We start from the raw sequence: 17,963 nt of genomic DNA, 5'->3' as shown, positions 1-17,963 counted from the left end.
CTTAACCTGTCAAAATCCGTATGATTTCATTCCTCCTGTTTCTGGAAAAAGGTACTTTTTTGATGCCCATATCCAGTTCATTTCCCATTATACCCAGGACCTTATTTTTGGCAATGATATAGGTTTTATGCACCCGGAGGAAGTTTTCGTTAGGAAGGGATTCTTCCATACTTTTCAAAGTCATAAGGGAAATCAACTTTTCTGAAGGGGTATAGATTTTTACATAATTTTCCATTCCTTCCACCAATAAAATATCTTCCAGGTTGACCCTTTTTAAAGCATTGTCCACTTTGACATAGATAAAATCGCGCGGTTCCTTGATAACCAGAATTTGCTGCTTGTGGGCTAATTTTTCCCTGGCCTTATTGACAGCCTTGAGGAAGCGGTCAAAAGGATAAGGCTTCACCAAATAATCCACCACATCCAACTCATAGCCTTCCAGGGCATAATTAGGATAAGCTGTAGTTAAAATTACCAAAGGCGGATTGGTCAGGCTTTTTAAAAATTCAATACCCGTAATCTTGGGCATCTGAATATCCAGGAAAATTAAATCGGGCTTTTCATTGGCAATGACAGTATTGGCTTCAAGTGCATTTTCACATGCTCCCAACAAATCCAATACTTCAATTTCTCTGATATAACTCTTAAGGCCCTCTCTTGCCAAAGGTTCATCCTCTACGATAACAGTCCTTATTCTCATGTGTTAAAAATTAATTTTCAAATTAACCCTGAAATCCCCCTCCCCTTTTTTGATACTCAACTTATATTGATCCGGATAAACCAACTCAAGTCTTCTCCGGATATTGCCCAGCCCTAGACCACCAATAGGATTTTTTTGATCTTGGGACAATTGTTCCGTAGTATTGAAAAATTCCGCTTCAAGTGTGTTCCCAATTCGTTTAATCTTTACCCGGATCAGATTGTGCCGGTCCAAGTGAGTGGAGAGGTGTTTGAAACAATTCTCCAAAAATGGTATCAAAACCAAAGGTGCTATCTGAAAGCCTTGTAGGTCTCCCTCTTTCTCTAATTTAAAATCGAGCCGTTCACCTTTACGGATTTTTTCCAGTTCAATATAGTTTTCAAGGTACTCCAATTCCTTTTGGATGTCTATCCTTTCAGCAGAAAATTCATAAAGTTGGGACCGCAATAGGTTGGACAGTTTAATCAGGGTCTCAGAGGCTTTGTCAGGATCTATTTTGATCAAAACATAGATGGAATTGATGGTATTGAAAAGGAAATGGGGATTTACTTGGGATTTTAAATAATGCAGCTCGTCTTTTATCCTCTCCTTTTCCTTTTTCTCTTCCAGAATTCTCGATTTCCGCACTTCTTTTTGTGCTTTTAATCCCAAAAATATTACCGGAGTAAATATATTGGAAGTAATCATGTAAATTATTATTGACCACGTAGATGCCTGGAATACTTGGTTGAGATCTTTGTCAAAAATTAGTGAAATAAACAGAAAATTGAGGAGCCCAAAGACAATTGCGAAAAATCCAAATACCACAGGTACAAGCCAAAATCTTTTGTTTTTCAACCAATTTTTTAGTGAACTATACTGAAAGATGTAATACAAACCAAAATGGGAAATACCATAAAGAAAAATTAGGACGATAAGGAATACCTTGTCCTCATACAATTTATTGTATGCATTGTAAAAGAATACAAAATAGAAGAGCCAAAAGAGGGGATGGTAAACATACTTTTTGGCAAAAACATTAGCCACTTTCTGTCCCATGGCATACCAGGATAAGTTTTTCACTGCCTCATTTGAAGAATTGGATGTCATAATCAAACCTAGATAAAATTTGAATATCTTTTCAATAGCTAATAGGGTGTTTGCAACTTTTCTAAAGTTGACTAAGGTCCAAATTGAAAACTCCTTGGCTAATCGGAACTTTGGAAATTTTGCCGTACTATTAATTAATTGATTGGCATTGGAAAATAATCATGCAAATCAGAAGTAACAATTTACATTCTCAGGGCCTAAGATTAAAGATCGATTGACCAATTGTAAGGATATCCTGACCAAGGGGAATAATTTCCAAGTATTAAAGGAATTAAGCTGAAAAAAACCCAGGAACCTATTTTTCGGAATTTTTCATTTCCCTGATCCAATTGGTCAGAAAAGGTTTGCAATTGGTCAACAAAACTTTTCCCTATGAAATGGTTCATCCAACTTTGGAGCAAACAAAAGCTAAAAACCATGAAAACATCAGTATTCAACTACTTGCTTGTAATTCTTTTTGCATGCAGCTTACAAATTGTAAATGCCAGCACAGCCATGGTCAATGTTGAGGTTGTAGGAAAAGGAAGACCCCTTATCCTAGTACATGGCATGTCGTGTGATTCCTCTGTTTGGGATGAATTTGTACAGAATTACAAAGATCGGTACCAATTTCATTTGGTATCCATCAAAGGATTTGGAAACAACGAAAAGATTGAATCCCCTCATTATCTTACCCAAATCCGGGATGAGATCATTGCATACATCAAAAATAATTCTCTTCAGAATGCAGTATTTGTCGGTCATAGTATGGGTGGGTTTTTGGGATTATGGATTGGGGCAGTTGAGCAGGAACTGCTTTCTCGCATCATCTCAGTCGATGGCATTCCTTATTTTCCAGCAGCTCAAATGCCAGGGATTACCCCAGAAGTAGCTCAAAATATGGCGGATCAAATGAAAGTAGGAATGAGACAAATGAGTGATGGCCAAACTAAAGCCAATCAGGAAATGATTGTTGCCGGAATGATCCGCAATAAGGACAAACATGAAAAAGTGGTTAAAATGGGCCTCAACAGCCATCCCGAAGTGGTCGGGCAGGCTTATACTGAAATGTTCACAACTGATATTCGTCCTTTAATGAGCAAAATCAGAACTCCGACATTGGTTTTGGGTTCCTGGGCAGCTTATGGACAGTATGGTTTTACCAAAGAAGCAATTAGCACAAACTTCCTTAATCAAATCAATTTAATCCCTGCTGCCAGACTGGAAATGGCTTCATCAGCCTACCATTTCATTTTCTACGATGAACCGGAGTGGTTCTATGAACAAGTAGAAAAGTTTCTGTCCGAATAATGGGGACAAAAAATGAGGTGAATGATGGTTTAACCTGCCATTCACCGCTCATCAGAAAAAATTAAGGAAAGATCAAGTTTCATAAACCTTAAAGGATGTCTCCCGTTAAAAACATGTAATAGCATGCAATGACAGGAGATTTTCCTACTGCTCATACGGAGAGTACGGCTTTTCTCTTTTAGTTTAGTTGATGAAAGTCATTGTGTATAATGGGCCCTTTTGGGGCCCTTTTTACTTATTGTATTTTTTTTAGAACCAGGGCAGTCCTATTAGGTAAATACAATTTGATTTTATTTTTTTTGTCAGTAGGGTAATCAAACTGATCGCATACCCTATCAAATCCTCCATATTGCTTATTGTCTGAATTCAGGATTATTTGATATTGTCCAGCCTCTGGCACTTCAAATTCCAATCCAAAATAGGATTCTGAAACATGAAAGTTAAATGCAAAAATGAGATTAGCTCGAAAGAAAACCAGTACTTTTTTGTCAGGATCCAAAAACAGCTGCTCCGCATGAGGTGCCACCAATACAAAGTGTTTTTTGACTGTTTCAACCATATCCCTATCCCATTCATTCAGATCATGGTAGCGCAAGTGTTCTGTATCTACTAAAGACCATTGTCTTCGGGCATATTGATAACTCCAGTCATTTCCCTCACGAGGGAAATCCACCCATTCAGGATGCCCAAACTCATTTCCTATAAAATTCATATAACCTTCACCTCCCAATGCAATGGTTATCAGCCGGATCATCTTGTGCAGGGCCACACCCCTATCCACCACAAGGCTTGTCTGCAGTTTAGTCATGCTTGTGTACATTTCCTTATCCATTAGCCAGAAAGCAATGGATTTATCCCCCACTAGGGCCTGATCATGGGATTCCGCATAGGCAATGGTTCTTTCTTTCTTGGGCCTGTTGCTTAGTTCATGCCACATTTCAAACATATCCCAATGTTCATCAGGTTTATGCTTAAGTGTTTTGATCCAAAAATCCGGAATACCCATACCCAAGCGAAAATCAAAACCCAAACCACCTTCTTCGTGTCTCCTGCACAATCCAGGCATACCACTTACTTCTTCTGCAATAGACAATGCCTGTCTGGAAAAATCATGGATAAGTTTATTGGCCAATTGCAAATAAATCACTGCATCCCAGTCTACCCCATCCCTGAAATATTTGGCAGGATTGTCAAAAGATACATGGCCATGATGCAGGTAAAGCATGGAAGTAACCCCATCCCAACGGAATCCATCAAAATGGAATTCCTCCATCCAATATCTTACATTGGAAAGCAAAAATTGCCTTACTTCTTTTTTACCATAATCAAACAATTTGGAATCCCAACCTTCATGGTAACCTCTTCCCCCTGGATGGAAATACTGATGCTCAGAACCATCAAATTCGTTTAATCCTTCGAGGACATTTTTGACCGCATGGGAATGCACAAGGTCCATAATGACCGAAATTCCCATTTCATGGGCTTTATTGATCAGGAATTTGAGTTCTTCCGGAGTTCCAAATCGTGAAGATGGACTGAAGAAATTGGATACATGGTAACCAAATGAGCCATAATAGGGGTGTTCCATAATGGCCATAATCTGTATGGTATTGTAACCTGCTTTTTTGATCCTAGGCAAGATTTCTTCTGCAAATTCAATATAGGTTCCCACACCTGCTTTTTCCTGGGCCATACCCACATGGCATTCATAAATCAGGGGCTGCATCAGATTTTCAGAAGGATCAAAAGCATGGTCTGTCCATACAAAAGGCTTAGTGGGAAACCAAAGTTGCCCGGCAAAATCATGCGTCTTTTCATCCTGCACCACCCTTCTGATGTAGGCGGGAATCCGGTCCAAGGCTCCGTTTTTCGCTTCTACATTCACTTTGATTTTAGAACCATGAGTAAATCGTTCTTTGTATTCGTCAAAGGGTAAAAATATCTCCCAATCCCCTCTATGGTTCTTTTTCATGGGATGGCTGTACCTGTTCCAGCCATTGAAATCTCCCATCAGGAATAGATTATACGCTTTAGGAGCCCACTCCCTATAAATCCAGCCATTGCGGAGGGGATCAAAATTTACCCCATAGTATTCATGTGCCCGGGCAAATTCCAAAATGCTTCCATAGCCTTGTTCAATGTCCTGAAGGGTATATTTGTACCTCAGGTACCTTTCATAAATATCTTCTGAATAATCCTTTAGCCAGTCTTCTTCCTTGGCCAAGGCTAAAATTTTCTGATTTTCCACAAAAAATCTGCAGTTAGTTAGATTTAAAGATAAAAAATAAATCACATCACAGAACTACAAGTAAGTTAATTTTGCATGTTGTTTTACCAAATACTTTCCATTATACCCATGGGCTAACTGCGTAGTATCCTTCCCTGGTCTAAACTTTATAAAAAAAGAATTCAACCTACATTAGTCCAAAAACCATCTCCCAAACATTTCGGATTCCACTTTTTACTTTTGCCTTGGACCTTCTTCTGCGTTCATCATCATTCATCGGTGCTTAGTTCTACAATCGATTTCCTTAGGTTCTCCTTTGCCTTATGTCGAAAATCAGCACTTGAAAAATCCAGATCTGGTAAAACCAGCACTTTTTTGAAACCCGAACCCTCAAAATCATCTCCTGCGGTAATTAAATAACAAGGCTTGTCTGCTTGCTTACATAACTGTAATAGCTCGTAACTCCCCTTTCCTCCTGCAGATTGGTGGTCATACTTTCCCTCACCGGTAATCACCAGATCCGCCCATTTAACCTTTTCTTCCATGCCAACTTTTTCAAAGAACCACTGGGCCCCCATTTGAATTTCTGTGTCAAAAAAGAAAGAAAGCCCGTAAGCAATTCCTCCAGCAGCACCAAACCCTTTTTGATCCAGGACCTCTTTCTTGGCTTTTTGAGATAAAAGCGCCAAAACACCCTCACAGGTTTTTTCCAAGTTGGGAATTTCATAAGGAGACAAACCTTTTTGTGGGCCGAATACTGGTATGGCTCCTTTTGATCCCCAAAATGTATGGTTAACATCACAAAGACAGGTAAAACGGATGTCTAATGAATGCACTGGTCTTTGGATATGATTTATTTTATCCAAAAATGTATCCGAGAACAAAGGAGTTTCCCTGCCTTTTTCATTTAAAAAACCAAATCCTAATGCAGCTAATATCCCTATTCCCAAATCCACCGTGGCCGAACCGCCCAGTCCTAAAACAATATGATTGGCACCTGCTTTGATGGCAGCTTGAATCAATTGTCCTGTCCCGTAGGTACTGGCCACCCATGGATTTCTTTCTGCGGTTTGGAGGTGTTTGATTCCTGAAACCGTTGAAACATCCAGGTAAGCGGTTTTGCTATTGGTATCATAAAAGAAATACCCCTTGACAGACCTGCCCAATGCATTCAGCACCCAGATCTCCTCAGATTCCAAGCCCAAGGCTTTTCCCAATAAATAACAGGTACCATCTCCCCCATCTGCAATGGGCAATACCGCTGTTTCCGCATTTGGATAAACACCCATAATTGCCCCTCGGATGATCTCCGCCGCCTCATCCGCCTCTATGGTTCCTTTAAATGCATTGGGGGATATCAGGATTTTCATTTGAATTAAGCGTTTTTATAATTTCTAAATTTAATGCCAAAAAAATATCAGAATAGTTTAAAAGAAAGCCTATCCTTGTCATTCCGAAATTTTTAAATTCAGCATTTACAGATCATTAATAGACAAAAGGTTTCACGCAGTGGGATGCATCGCAGTTGCTGAGATCGCTGCGAGAAATGGCTATTTGTCATTGGTAGAAGAGAGAAATCCAATCAATCGTTGCTTCAGTTGTCTCTCCCGTACAGCTCTTGGAATCGAGGTGACAAGGAGAAGCCCTATTCAGTTCAACCCTGATGAATGAATTAACCCTATTTCTTATTTGCCCATATTATGCTTAGCGGTCAAAAGAACCGATCTTTTAAAGAACTGAGGAACTCAAACTTATAAAGACTCCCTCCTTTTAATTTTTACTTTTGCCTTGGCTCTTAATGAAAACTTAATGGTTCAAAACTTCAGAAATCCGCCTTCCCACTTCCGAAATTTCTACCCTTTCATCCTTCCAAAATACTCCTTCGTAGCTGCCTTCACTTTGGGCGCCAAGTAAATCGTGGAAATCATAGTTGGAATGGCCATAATGGCATACATGCCATCAATAAAACTTACTACTACTTCCAAAGAAACAACAGCACCTGCCACAATGGTTATCAGGTAGAAGTAATTGTAATATTTTGCTTTGTCAGCTCCAAAGAGGTAATTGAAGCATTTGTGTCCATAATAAGAGTAAGTGAACATAGTGGAAAGTGCAAAAACCAATACAGCCACCATCAAAAGGTATTTTCCTATCCCAGGCAAACCGATTTCAAAAGCTGAAAGCGTCAACCTCACTCCATCATTTTCGGTGCTTTCCCAAACACCTGTCAACAAAATAACCAAAGCCGTCAATGTACATACTACCACAGTATCGATAAATGGTCCCAACATGGCAATCAACCCCTCTCTAACCGGTTCATTGTTTTTGGAAGCTCCGTGAACCATAGGGGCTGTACCAATGCCTGCCTCATTTGAAAAAGCTGCTCTTCTTGCTCCGATGACCATAACAGCCCCCACAGCCCCGCCCATAACTGCATTTCCTGTAAAGGCATCTTCCACGATCAACCAGAGCATGTGCGGAATCTGATCGAAAAATTTGAACATGATGATCATAACAGTTGCAAAATATAGCAGCACCATAAAAGGAACCAGTTTGGATGCAACAGCTGCAATCCTTTTTATTCCTCCCAATATCACTACCGCCACGATCAACATCATGGAAATACCAAGTATCCATTTGGTGGTATCCCCATGGTCCAAACCGTTTGGGAGCAATAGTACAGAACGCAGTACAGCTGTTAACTGATTGGCCTGAAAAATGGCGAGAAGGCCCAAAACACCTGCCACAGAAAACAAAATGGCTAAGGGTTTCCATTTTTTACCCATACCCTCTTCAATCACATACATTGGACCACCTTGAACGACCCCATCGGTATCTATTCCACGATACATGATGGCCAGGGAACAGGTGAAATATTTAGTAGCCATGCCTACAAAGGCGGAAACCCACATCCAAAAAATTGCTCCCGGACCTCCCATATTGATAGCAATTGCCACTCCTGATATATTGCCCAGCCCTACAGTGGCCGCAATAGCTGCAGACAACGCCTGACGGGAAGAAATCTGACCGGGAAGATTTTGATCGTCATATTTCCCGCTGACAACTTTAAGGGCATGTCCAAAATGACGGAAAGGCAAAAAACCGGAATATGCAAATAAAATAAAGCCACCTCCCATCAGCAAAACCAACATTGGTGTATCCCAAATCCAATTACTAAAGTCAATGATATATTGTCCCATGAATCATATTTCAAATGAAACAGCATATTAATGGCAATTTTGGTAAAAGACAAATGGGATGGGTAATTTGATGCCTTAGGGATTCTTTAAATTAAAAAAGAAGTTCCTACAAATTGGAGGTATAAATTGTTCCAAGTACTAAGTACCAGGAATGAGATTCCAATGGGCAGAAAATGAACACTTCCTTTAAATAGTTTAAGGGCAGCTTTTGCTAAAAGCCTAACCTTGTCAATCTAACGGAGAGAGAGGTCTATTTCTAGCTGCTTTTCATTCATCACCTCCAACCATTTTAAAAAAAAATATCCGAAAAGCCAACCATCATACGGTCAGCTTTTCGGATAGGTACTAAATTTCTGTTGAATTTAGATTCTTCTTAAGTCTTATTTCTTGTATCTTGAGTCTGGAGTCTAATCTCTCGCTTCTAACCTCTCCAACCTACCATTCCACCATTGGTGACCGGTAGAAATTCTTCCCTTGGGCTTCCCATCGCTGACCATGCCATACAATCCTCCTCCTAAAATCTTCCCAGTTTCGGGCTGACTTTGGAGACCAGGCTATCTCAGCAATAGCTGCCAATCTGGGAAATACCATGTACTCTATATCCGCATAAGTGATGATGGTCTCAGTCCAAAGGGGTGCTTCCACGCCCAGGATATTTTCCCTTCTTATCTGTTCTTCCAACTCGGTAGGATCCCAGTTGTAAGCTTCATCCAACTCAATATAAGCCGCCCAATGCAAGCCCAAATGCGTCGTAGAATCATACTGCATGTCCAAATAGGCTTTAACCGCAGGGGAAATCAAAACTTGAGCCCCCTGCTCGATGGCCAGGATGGCATTCTCTGCCTTGGCCCAATACTGGGCTACTGATGTGGGAAGCAACTTGGCATGAGCCACCTCATCCCAACCCAAGCTCTTCTTACCATATTTACTAACGATAGACTGTGCCTTTTCAATAAAAGGAATATAGTCTTTCATCTCTGTTACATGTGACTCATCCCCACCAATATGGAAATAAGGACCAGGAGTCATTTCAGAAATTTCACGGATCACATCTTCAATAAATTTATAAGTGACAGGACTGTCGGTATCCAAAGTGGAGAAACCCACCTCAATACCGGTATGATAAGGCGTCGCATCTGGATCATCTTCCAAACCCAATGCCTTTCTGTCTATGGCTACGGCCGTTTTTTCAGGAACAGTAATACCCGGATTCAGGATACCATAAGCATTCAAAGCGGAATTGGTATGTCCAGGCATATCGATCTCAGGAACAATGGTGATAAACCTGCTCTGGGCATAGCTTACGATCTCTTTGTAATCTTCCTGGGTGTAGAAACCTCCCTTGCCCCCTCCAACTTGATTGGCACCACCAATAGTGGTCAATAAGGGCCAGGATTTGATCTCAATTCTCCAACCCTGATCATCGGATAGGTGTAGGTGCAAATGGTTGATCTTGTAAACTGCAATTTGGTCGATCAGTTTTTTCACCTCCTCTACAGTGAAGAAATGTCTGGCCGCATCCAACATCATGCCCCTGTAGGCATATTCAGGATGATCCTGTACAGTACCTGAAGGAATCAAAAACTGGTTGTTGGAACCTTTGGCACTACCCCCATGGGCAGGAATCAATTGCTTCAAGGTCTGAATGCCATAAAAAAGACCTTCAGGAGCAGGAGCTGCAATCAATATTTTCTTGTCAGAAATGCTTAAGCTGTATCCTTCCTCATGGGGAGAAGCGCCACCATCCAAACTCAAAACAATAGCATTGTCTTTATCATCTTGACCAATGACCAAATCCAGTCCGGTAAATTCTCCAATAGAAGACTTCAGATACTCTGCTACCATCTGTACCTGTGCAGGATCAGATTGTAGGACGATGGTTGTTTTATTGCTCAAGGTAAAACTGCCGGATTCAGCAGCTACAGATACGGGAACAGGTATGATGCTGTGTTTGTCAATAGGAACCACCTCTTGCTTTTTACCACAGGAAAAGCATAAAATAGCCATCAATACCAGTAATAGCATGTTTCTTAATTGCTTCATAGTCAAAACTTTTTTAGGGTCTAAGTCAGACTTCAAACTTACTTAATTTTTTTAATCAAGCCTGTGCTATTTATCGAAAAGTTAAAAAAACCTTTTACCGTTTCCATTTATCATTTAAATCTTCCATCTTTCCAAAATCGTTTCCTTGGGCCTTTTCCAGTTCATTTTTTTATATAATGATCAGGAATTTTCCCAACTTATAATAACAAACCACTATCCTAATGAAAAAAAAGGAGAATACTTCCAGCAATCCTAGAAGGGATTTTATCAAAGCTTCAGCCACTGCGTTGGCTGGATTTTATTTTGTACCAAGGCATGTACTGGGCGGACCAGGATTCATTGCCCCTTCTGACCGCTTAAGAGTTGCCGGCATAGGTGTAGGTGGTATGGGTGCAGGGGATGTAAGGGGTGTTTTTTCATCAGGAAAGGCAGATTTTGTGGCCTTATGTGATGTTGATGATTTACGTGCAAAAAGCAGTGTAGAAGCCCACCCAAAAGCCAAATTCTACAAAGATTATAGGATTATGCTTGAAAAAGAGCACAAAAGTATTGATGCAGTAACTATTTCCACTCCCGACCATATGCATGCTGTTCAGGCAATGGCGGCCATGCAATTAGGCAAACATGTGTATGTCCAAAAACCCCTGACCCATAACATTTATGAGGCCAGGATGCTGACAGAGGCAGAGAAGAAGTATAAAGTAGTCACCCAGATGGGAAACCAAGGTTCTTCAGGTGACGGCGTGCGCCAAATGGTAGAATGGTACAATGCGGGACTGATTGGGGAAGCTACCCGGGTGTATTGCTGGACAGATCGTCCTGTATGGCCTCAGGGCATTCCATGGCCGACAACACCTGCAACCCCTCCTGCCAACCTTGATTGGGACCTATGGCTTGGGGTAGCACCTTACAGGGAATATGTAGACAACCTCCATCCTTTCAACTGGAGAGGATGGTGGGATTATGGTACAGGTGCCTTGGGTGATATGGCCTGTCATAACATGGAAGCTCCTTTTAGGGTCCTCAACTTGAACTATCCTGTTGCAGCAGAATGCAGTGTAGGTTCCGTCTATGTAGGTGAATTCCAAAGAGGGTACTTCCCAGAAAGTTGCCCACCTTCTTCCCATATTACCCTAAGGTTTAAGCGGGAAGGCAAGGAAGACCTGCAGTTCCACTGGATGGACGGGGGCATACAGCCCAGCAGGCCGGATGAACTGGGACCGAATGAGGTGATGGGCGATGGCGGCAATGGGGTGATAATCGAAGGTACTAAAGGCAAGATGATGTGCGGCACTTATGGTGCAAATCCACAGCTTCTTCCCACTTCCAGAACCAAAGAAGTCAGTGTTCCCCAGACCGAGTACCGCGTTCCCGGAGGAGCTAGCGGACATTATAACAACTGGGTAGAAGCCTGTATTGCCGGTTATGGCAGCAAAGAATTCGAGCGTTTGAGTTCACCTTTCTCCGTAGCAGGGCCCCTGACCGAATCTGTGCTGATGGGCAACCTGGCCATCCGCAGCTATGATTACAGAGAACCAAGAAATGACGGTTCCAACCGCTTCAACTATCCCGGTAGAGGCATTCAGCTGGTTTGGGACGGTCCCAATATGAAAGTCATCAACTTTGAACCCGCCAATCAGTTTGTAAAAAGGGAGTACAGGGAAGGTTGGAGTTTGTAACCACTCACTTCATTCTTTAAAACCTCGTCAATAGAACCCTTCTTGGTACTTTGTACTTGGTACTTGGTACAATGCAGCAGCCCTTAGCCCCCACGCTTCGGGCTTTTTTTATTCCCTTCATGGCAGCCCATCCCTTCTATCTCAGCCCCTTTCAGAACCCCTTTTTTACCTTCATTCTGGTGAAAAATACCCTGTATAAGGTATTTTTTGGTAATTTGGGAAATGTTAGTTTTGGAGGGGACTGACTTAGTTGCAAGTTGCCTATTAGTATTTCCAGGTTTTAAAATTTATAAGTCAAATGGCAGTAAGCTTAATAAATAAGGACAATTGAAAAAATTATACTCAACAAGAAAATATTCTATTAATAATTTGAGAAGAGCCAAACGATCTCTTAAAAGTCGATTAATTTTTAAAAAGTACAGAAAACTTAAGAACAAAGCTGACTTAGGTGTAAGTAAACCAGCAAGAACTTATAAGAGAAAATTTGAAGAACCATACAAAGATTATAAAAGAATTCATGCTCCTGAAAACTTCTCTTTCATTGATAATTCAGAAGGTGTTGTTGAATTTATTTCGCAGTTAAAAAGCCATTTTGATGAAAAGAAAAAAGTTTTTGTTGTTTTAAAAGATGTAAAAATAATCACATACGATGCAATAGTTGTATTACTTTCGATTATGGTTCGATTTAAAGCATCCAAAATTGATTTTAATGGAGATTTCCCAGATAATGGGAACGCTAGAAGAATCTTAGACGAATCTAAATTTTTAAAATATTTGTTCCAAAATTTTAGAAATGAAGATAGGTATCAGCTTGGACAAAACAGTTCAATAGTTACTCATGCTTGGAAAGATGTTGACTCTGAACTTGGAAACGAACTTATTAAAAATGCAAGCAAAACAATTTGGGGTACAGAAAGGAGATGTCAAGGAGTTCAAAGAACTTTAATTGAGCTAATGCTTAATACAAATAACCATGCAGACGATAGCAGAAAAGGCGAAAAACATTGGTGGCTTTCGGTACATCATGACAAGCATAATAAGAAAGTCAGTTTTGCTTTTATTGATTTTGGGGTAGGTGTTTTTACGAGTTTAAACAATAAACGACATGGGAGCAAGTTCTTTGGAATTGTAGACAAGCTTAAAGAAAGAGTGAAATTTGGTAATAATGCAGAATTACTAAAACTTATAATGGATGGTACACTTCACCGAACAGCAACAGGGAAACCTTATCATGGGAAAGGGCTTCCTGGTATAAATAAAGTCAGAGAAAGAAATCAAATCAGTAATTTGAATATTATTACAAATGATGTTCATGCAAGTCTTGATAAAGATTTGTTTACAATTATGCCAAAATCTTTTAGTGGCACTTTCGTTTATTGGGAGTTAAACAAAGAAAATTTAAATTGTTATGGAGAAAATTAAAATAAGTGTTCTTGAAGATTTTAGCCCAACTCCTGGACCAAGATACATTCACGAAGGAAAGTTTTCGGGAGAATTATTTCGTCAACAAGTACTATTTCCAAAAGTTTCTGAAGCACTAGAAAAAAACCTTCATTTTGAAGTTGACTTGGATGGGACTGCTGGTTATGGTACTTCATTTCTAGAAGAATCTTTTGGTGGATTAATAAGGATACATGATTTATCATATCAAAGAATTTTGGAACTAATGACCATTATCTCGAACGAAGAAGATTATTTGATTGATGACGTAAATGATTATTTAAAAGACGCTTATGAAGAATCTAAGAAATAATCTAATTAAAGGGTTTATTTACATTTCATTAATAGCTTTCGGTTATGTTTTGACAAGATTTATTGAAGTCCCTTATTTTGAAATTTCTAAGACAATTGATATTTCATACATCTTGACCTTAGTAGTAACAGCTTGGTTAGCGATATTAATCACAACTGTTTTTGAAAAGAAGAACAATGACCATAGAGTTGAAAAAGACCTTATCATTACCAGAGTAGGTAATATTTATGACATTGCAGCATCCTTACAATTAGAATCAAATAGTGGTCGAATTCATATATCTGAAGCATCATCATCTTTAAAAAGAATAAATACCGCACTAAACTCTATTTACAAGATTGTCGATAAGTGCCATTTTAATATAAATGTTGACTTAAAAGACCGGCTAAGGCTAATTTTATCTGACATAAGAAATACATTGACCAACACCCCTTCAATTACTGATGAGCAACTAAATTCAAAAGATTTACCAATTGAAATTAAAGATAGCATCATACATTTTAATAAAGAACGCATTTCGCAGTTAGAAGTAAAATTTGATACATTGAAAGATTTATTACTTGAATTACAGATTGATATAAATAAAAAATGAAAAATGAAAAAGCCACCGGCCAAATAGCACCTACCTAAAGGTGGCGGTTTTGATTTTAATTAAGTGAATGGCTGCTATAAAAGTTTGTAGATGATTGATCCCGCACGTGCGAGACTCTTAAATACCCCAATGCGGCAAACACCAAAATTTTAACGAAAAAGAAAACTACACTCAGGATAAAAATATATTTAAAAAGAAAAAGATCGATATGTCAAAACTAAATGTAGACCAAAAAACAATCATGTTGCTTTTTTCAGATAAAAAATCTGACTTCCTTATCCCAGATTATCAAAGACCTTATGCTTGGGAAGAAGGACAATGCCAAACACTTTGGGATGACATTTTTACATTTGCATTTCCCGATAACAATTGCGATAAATTTGACAGCAATGAAGAATATTTTTTGGGTTCAATAGTAACTTTTGAAAACGAAAAGAATAAAAAGGAAGTAATTGATGGACAGCAACGTTTAACTACTTTGATGTTGCTATTGCGAGCTTTTTATGCAAAGTTTGGCAATATGCAAGACGAGAACTCAAAAAGCACTCGTGAAAGAATAGCCCAATGTTTATGGAAAACAAATGAATTTGGACAACCTAATCTAAATGTTCTTAAAATTGATTCGGAAGTAGCAACGGATAATGACAAAGATGAATTTTTAGAAATCCTCAAAACAGGTATTGTAAACCGGGATCAAAAGAGTAACTATGCTAAAAACTATCGTTTTTTTCAAGAAAAAATAGACAACTTTTTAAGCGAATATCCCTCCTATTTTGCCTACTTGCCTGCAAGGATTTTAGGGAATTGTATTCTATTGCCGATAGAGGCTGAGTCGCAGGATACAGCTTTGAGAATATTTTCAACATTAAATGACAGAGGATTGCCTTTATCTGATGCTGATATATTCAAAGCACAATTTTACAAACATTACAGCACAAAGAATCAAAAGGATAGTTTTATCGAACAATGGAAAGAACTTGAAGAAATTTCTGGTAGAATTTTCAAACCATTGAATGGAACACCCATGGACGAACTTTTTACCAGATATATGTATTTTGTTCGAGCAAAACAGGGCGTAAAATCAAGTACAACAGAAGCATTACGTAAGTTCTATGAAAAAGGAAAATACGCTATTCTCAAACAAGATGAAACCTTGCCAAATCTCAAAATTCTTGTGGATTTTTGGCATGATGTATACAACCAAAATTCGGAAAGATTTTCACCTAATATTTTAAGAAAATTATTCATTCTAAACTCCGCACCAAATGGAATGTGGACTTATTTTTTGTCGGTTTATTTTCTAAAAAACAAAAAAGAGAACGAGCAATTAGAGGAAAAAAGCTTAGATGAATTTTTAAATAAAACAATCGGATTTGTGTGGGCATTTGCTTTTACAAATCCCGGCGTTAACGCATTAAGAACCCCTGTCTATGCTGAGATGATAAATATTGTAACAAATAATTCAGTCAGCTTTGATGAACATAAATTTGACGAACACACATTACGAACAGCAATCAGTAATTTTGAATTTAAAAACGGAAGACCAATAACTAGGTCAATGTTAACTTGGTGGGCATTTATAAACGACCAACAAGAGATCCCTACTCTCAATACAAATTTTGACATTGAGCATATTTTTCCAAAAAAACGACAAGAAAATGACAAGTCGTTAAGCAATACCAAATATCTAGAAGCAATTGGTAACAAGTCTTTACTTGAAGACAAAATTAATATAAGAGCATCTGATTACAGATTTAGTGACAAAATCAAATATTATAAAGGTTTCACTAACGATAAAGGACAACATAAAGCAGGGTCTATTATTTCTGAACTAGTGAGTTTGGCAAATAACAAAGTTGATTTTACAGAGCAAGACATAATTGCCAGAACTGAAAATATATTGAATCATTTTATTGATTTTCTGAAACAGAAAAACCTGCTAAAAAAAGAGTAAACGCAAGCACGAACTGGCTTTTGATTCAATGTCGAGAGACCACGAAAGTCCGGTACAGGCTGTGGTTAATCGATTATTCTACCTCGAATAAATCACGATATCTTTTGCTATGATGTATTGATCCTCTACTGCGGATGCTCAGTAAACGTTTGAAAATATTTAAAAAGACACCATGGAGTTCAAATACAATCCAAAACCAGAAGACAAACTTAAATCTGACTTTTCAAGAAGAAAGCAAAAAGGATTAAGCGACTTTGTTGACTTTGAAGAATTCAAAAATTGGTATAACTCGAAAGAAAAAAAGTGTCATTTCTGCGGACTTCAGGAAGAGGAGTGCCAAGAGATTGTGGTGACAGGAATTTTAAAATCAAACCGATTTCCTCAAAACGGTATTCTTGGCCGTGGACAAAGCCGTGGAATGTGGTTGGAAATTGACCGACTAAAGCCAAAAGACAATTATTCACTTGACAATTGCGTGTTATGCTGTTATTTCTGCAACAATGACAAAAGTGATGTTTTTCACGGGGACGAATACAAAGGGTTTCAAAGAGACCGTGTTGGCTATTTGAGAAAATTATTGAACAAAAAGAAATGATTAGAGACGGCCAAACAAATTTTGTATTCATAGCGGACACGCTCTCTACCAAATATCCGGCGTTTACAAAAGAATTTGTATCCAAACTCGAGCAAGCAAAAATCCCATTTGGGGTTCTTCCAAATACCAAGGATGTTTGGGCAGTTGATTATATGCCAATTCAAGTGTCAGAGAAAAGGTTTATTAGATTTACCTACAAGCCAGACTATTTGATTTCAACAAAAAAATGGTCAAGGACAATTTCAGACGTAGATTCAATTTGTGAAGCCATTGGAATTCAAACCATAAAATCAGACATAGTTATCGATGGAGGAAACATTTCAAGATGGGATGACAAAGTGCTAATGACTACCAAGGTATTTACAGAGAACCAAAATATACCGGAACTTCTACTTATCGAACAACTTAAAAACTTGCTTGAAGTGGATGATATTTTTTTAGTTCCAGTCGAGAAAGGTGATTGGCTTGGACACATTGACGGAATGGCGAGGTTTATCAGCAAAGACAAAGTTTTAATTAATGATTTCAGTAATGAAGAGCAAAAGGATTATATTGACTTTTTGGGAGCATTGCATAATTCAGGACTGAAATGGACAACTTTTCCTTTCGACCCTTACGACAATGAAGATGATAATGATGCCGCAGGACTTTACCTTAATTACCTTGAATTGGAAAAGCACCTATTTTTACCAATTTTTGGGAAAGAGACAGATCAAAAAGCAATTGAAAAGTCAAAGGAATTATTCCCAGATAAAGAAATAATTACCATAACAAGTAATGATCCAGCAAAGCACAATGGAGTAATTAACTGCTTGACATGGAATATTAAAGTATAAAGAAA

At 38.7% G+C, this 17,963-nt stretch carries 14 protein-coding genes; 8 read left to right on the top strand and 6 right to left on the bottom strand.

The window, feature by feature from the left end:
* Position 1: 1 nt before the first annotated feature.
* Together CLV48_RS01465 and CLV48_RS01460 are read right to left on the bottom strand one after the other, a co-directional pair.
* Complete coding sequence (locus tag CLV48_RS01465; RefSeq protein ID WP_106565463.1) at positions 2–700, bottom strand: LytR/AlgR family response regulator transcription factor; 699 nt, start codon at positions 698–700, stop codon at positions 2–4.
* 3 nt (positions 701–703) lie between these two features.
* Positions 704–1,789: a sensor histidine kinase gene (locus CLV48_RS01460; protein ID WP_106565462.1), complete on the bottom strand. Its 1,086-nt coding sequence runs from the start codon at positions 1,787–1,789 to the stop codon at positions 704–706.
* A gap of 417 nt (positions 1,790–2,206) precedes the next feature.
* Here CLV48_RS01460 and CLV48_RS01455 point away from each other — a divergent pair, with 417 nt between their 5' ends.
* On the top strand, positions 2,207–3,079 hold the full coding sequence (locus tag CLV48_RS01455) for an alpha/beta fold hydrolase (RefSeq protein WP_170068973.1): 873 nt from the start codon (positions 2,207–2,209) through the stop codon (positions 3,077–3,079).
* Positions 3,080–3,314: 235 nt separating this feature from the next.
* On the opposite strand, the gene CLV48_RS01450 is transcribed toward CLV48_RS01455, so the two are convergent.
* The 4 genes from CLV48_RS01450 to CLV48_RS01435 form a co-directional block, all read right to left on the bottom strand.
* Complete coding sequence (locus tag CLV48_RS01450; protein WP_106565460.1) at positions 3,315–5,327, bottom strand: alpha amylase C-terminal domain-containing protein; 2,013 nt, start codon at positions 5,325–5,327, stop codon at positions 3,315–3,317.
* Between the two features lie 248 nt (positions 5,328–5,575).
* Positions 5,576–6,676, bottom strand: coding sequence for a glycerate kinase (locus CLV48_RS01445; protein WP_106565459.1), 1,101 nt, complete (start codon positions 6,674–6,676; stop codon positions 5,576–5,578).
* A 483-nt stretch (positions 6,677–7,159) separates the two neighbouring features.
* Complete coding sequence (locus tag CLV48_RS01440; protein WP_106565458.1) at positions 7,160–8,506, bottom strand: alanine/glycine:cation symporter family protein; 1,347 nt, start codon at positions 8,504–8,506, stop codon at positions 7,160–7,162.
* Between the two features lie 435 nt (positions 8,507–8,941).
* Positions 8,942–10,549, bottom strand: coding sequence for a beta-N-acetylhexosaminidase (locus CLV48_RS01435; RefSeq protein ID WP_106565457.1), 1,608 nt, complete (start codon positions 10,547–10,549; stop codon positions 8,942–8,944).
* A gap of 221 nt (positions 10,550–10,770) precedes the next feature.
* Between CLV48_RS01435 and CLV48_RS01430 the strand changes: the two genes are divergently transcribed.
* From CLV48_RS01430 to CLV48_RS01400, 7 genes are all read left to right on the top strand, one after another.
* On the top strand, positions 10,771–12,228 hold the full coding sequence (locus CLV48_RS01430; RefSeq protein WP_106565456.1) for a Gfo/Idh/MocA family protein: 1,458 nt from the start codon (positions 10,771–10,773) through the stop codon (positions 12,226–12,228).
* A gap of 327 nt (positions 12,229–12,555) precedes the next feature.
* On the top strand, positions 12,556–13,650 hold the full coding sequence (locus CLV48_RS01425) for a hypothetical protein (RefSeq protein ID WP_146140056.1): 1,095 nt from the start codon (positions 12,556–12,558) through the stop codon (positions 13,648–13,650).
* Positions 13,637–13,981 carry an STAS-like domain-containing protein gene (locus tag CLV48_RS01420; protein ID WP_106565454.1) on the top strand — a complete coding sequence of 115 codons (345 nt, stop codon included), beginning with the start codon at positions 13,637–13,639 and terminating at the stop codon, positions 13,979–13,981. The genes CLV48_RS01425 and CLV48_RS01420 overlap by 14 nt, the downstream gene beginning before the upstream one ends.
* A complete protein-coding gene (locus tag CLV48_RS01415) occupies positions 13,962–14,573 on the top strand; it encodes a hypothetical protein (RefSeq protein WP_106565453.1) in 612 nt (203 codons plus the stop codon). Before CLV48_RS01420 ends, CLV48_RS01415 begins: the two co-directional genes overlap by 20 nt.
* A gap of 208 nt (positions 14,574–14,781) precedes the next feature.
* Positions 14,782–16,527: a DUF262 domain-containing protein gene (locus CLV48_RS01410; protein ID WP_106565452.1), complete on the top strand. Its 1,746-nt coding sequence runs from the start codon at positions 14,782–14,784 to the stop codon at positions 16,525–16,527.
* A gap of 172 nt (positions 16,528–16,699) precedes the next feature.
* Positions 16,700–17,122: an HNH endonuclease signature motif containing protein gene (locus tag CLV48_RS01405; protein WP_106565451.1), complete on the top strand. Its 423-nt coding sequence runs from the start codon at positions 16,700–16,702 to the stop codon at positions 17,120–17,122.
* Positions 17,119–17,958 (top strand): agmatine deiminase family protein, encoded by an 840-nt coding sequence (locus tag CLV48_RS01400; RefSeq protein WP_106565450.1) that lies wholly within the window; start codon positions 17,119–17,121, stop codon positions 17,956–17,958. The genes CLV48_RS01405 and CLV48_RS01400 overlap by 4 nt, the downstream gene beginning before the upstream one ends.
* Positions 17,959–17,963: the final 5 nt, after the last annotated feature.

The sequence above is a fragment of the Cecembia rubra genome (assembly GCF_003014575.1).
GTDB lineage: Bacteria > Bacteroidota > Bacteroidia > Cytophagales > Cyclobacteriaceae > Cecembia_A > Cecembia_A rubra.
The sequence above is the reverse complement of the archived record's forward strand: the minus strand, read 5'-3'. Positions and strand labels throughout refer to the sequence as shown.

Coding starts and splice junctions, on each gene's coding strand:
- CLV48_RS01435 (WP_106565457.1), bottom strand. CDS start 10,549: ATGAAGCAATTAAGAAACATGCTATTACTGGTATTGATGGCTATTTTA.
- CLV48_RS01465 (WP_106565463.1), bottom strand. CDS start 700: ATGAGAATAAGGACTGTTATCGTAGAGGATGAACCTTTGGCAAGAGAG.
- CLV48_RS01430 (WP_106565456.1), top strand. CDS start 10,771: ATGAAAAAAAAGGAGAATACTTCCAGCAATCCTAGAAGGGATTTTATC.
- CLV48_RS01440 (WP_106565458.1), bottom strand. CDS start 8,506: ATGGGACAATATATCATTGACTTTAGTAATTGGATTTGGGATACACCA.
- CLV48_RS01420 (WP_106565454.1), top strand. CDS start 13,637: ATGGAGAAAATTAAAATAAGTGTTCTTGAAGATTTTAGCCCAACTCCT.
- CLV48_RS01415 (WP_106565453.1), top strand. CDS start 13,962: ATGAAGAATCTAAGAAATAATCTAATTAAAGGGTTTATTTACATTTCA.
- CLV48_RS01460 (WP_106565462.1), bottom strand. CDS start 1,789: ATGACATCCAATTCTTCAAATGAGGCAGTGAAAAACTTATCCTGGTAT.
- CLV48_RS01400 (WP_106565450.1), top strand. CDS start 17,119: ATGATTAGAGACGGCCAAACAAATTTTGTATTCATAGCGGACACGCTC.
- CLV48_RS01410 (WP_106565452.1), top strand. CDS start 14,782: ATGTCAAAACTAAATGTAGACCAAAAAACAATCATGTTGCTTTTTTCA.
- CLV48_RS01455 (WP_170068973.1), top strand. CDS start 2,207: ATGAAAACATCAGTATTCAACTACTTGCTTGTAATTCTTTTTGCATGC.
- CLV48_RS01405 (WP_106565451.1), top strand. CDS start 16,700: ATGGAGTTCAAATACAATCCAAAACCAGAAGACAAACTTAAATCTGAC.
- CLV48_RS01445 (WP_106565459.1), bottom strand. CDS start 6,676: ATGAAAATCCTGATATCCCCCAATGCATTTAAAGGAACCATAGAGGCG.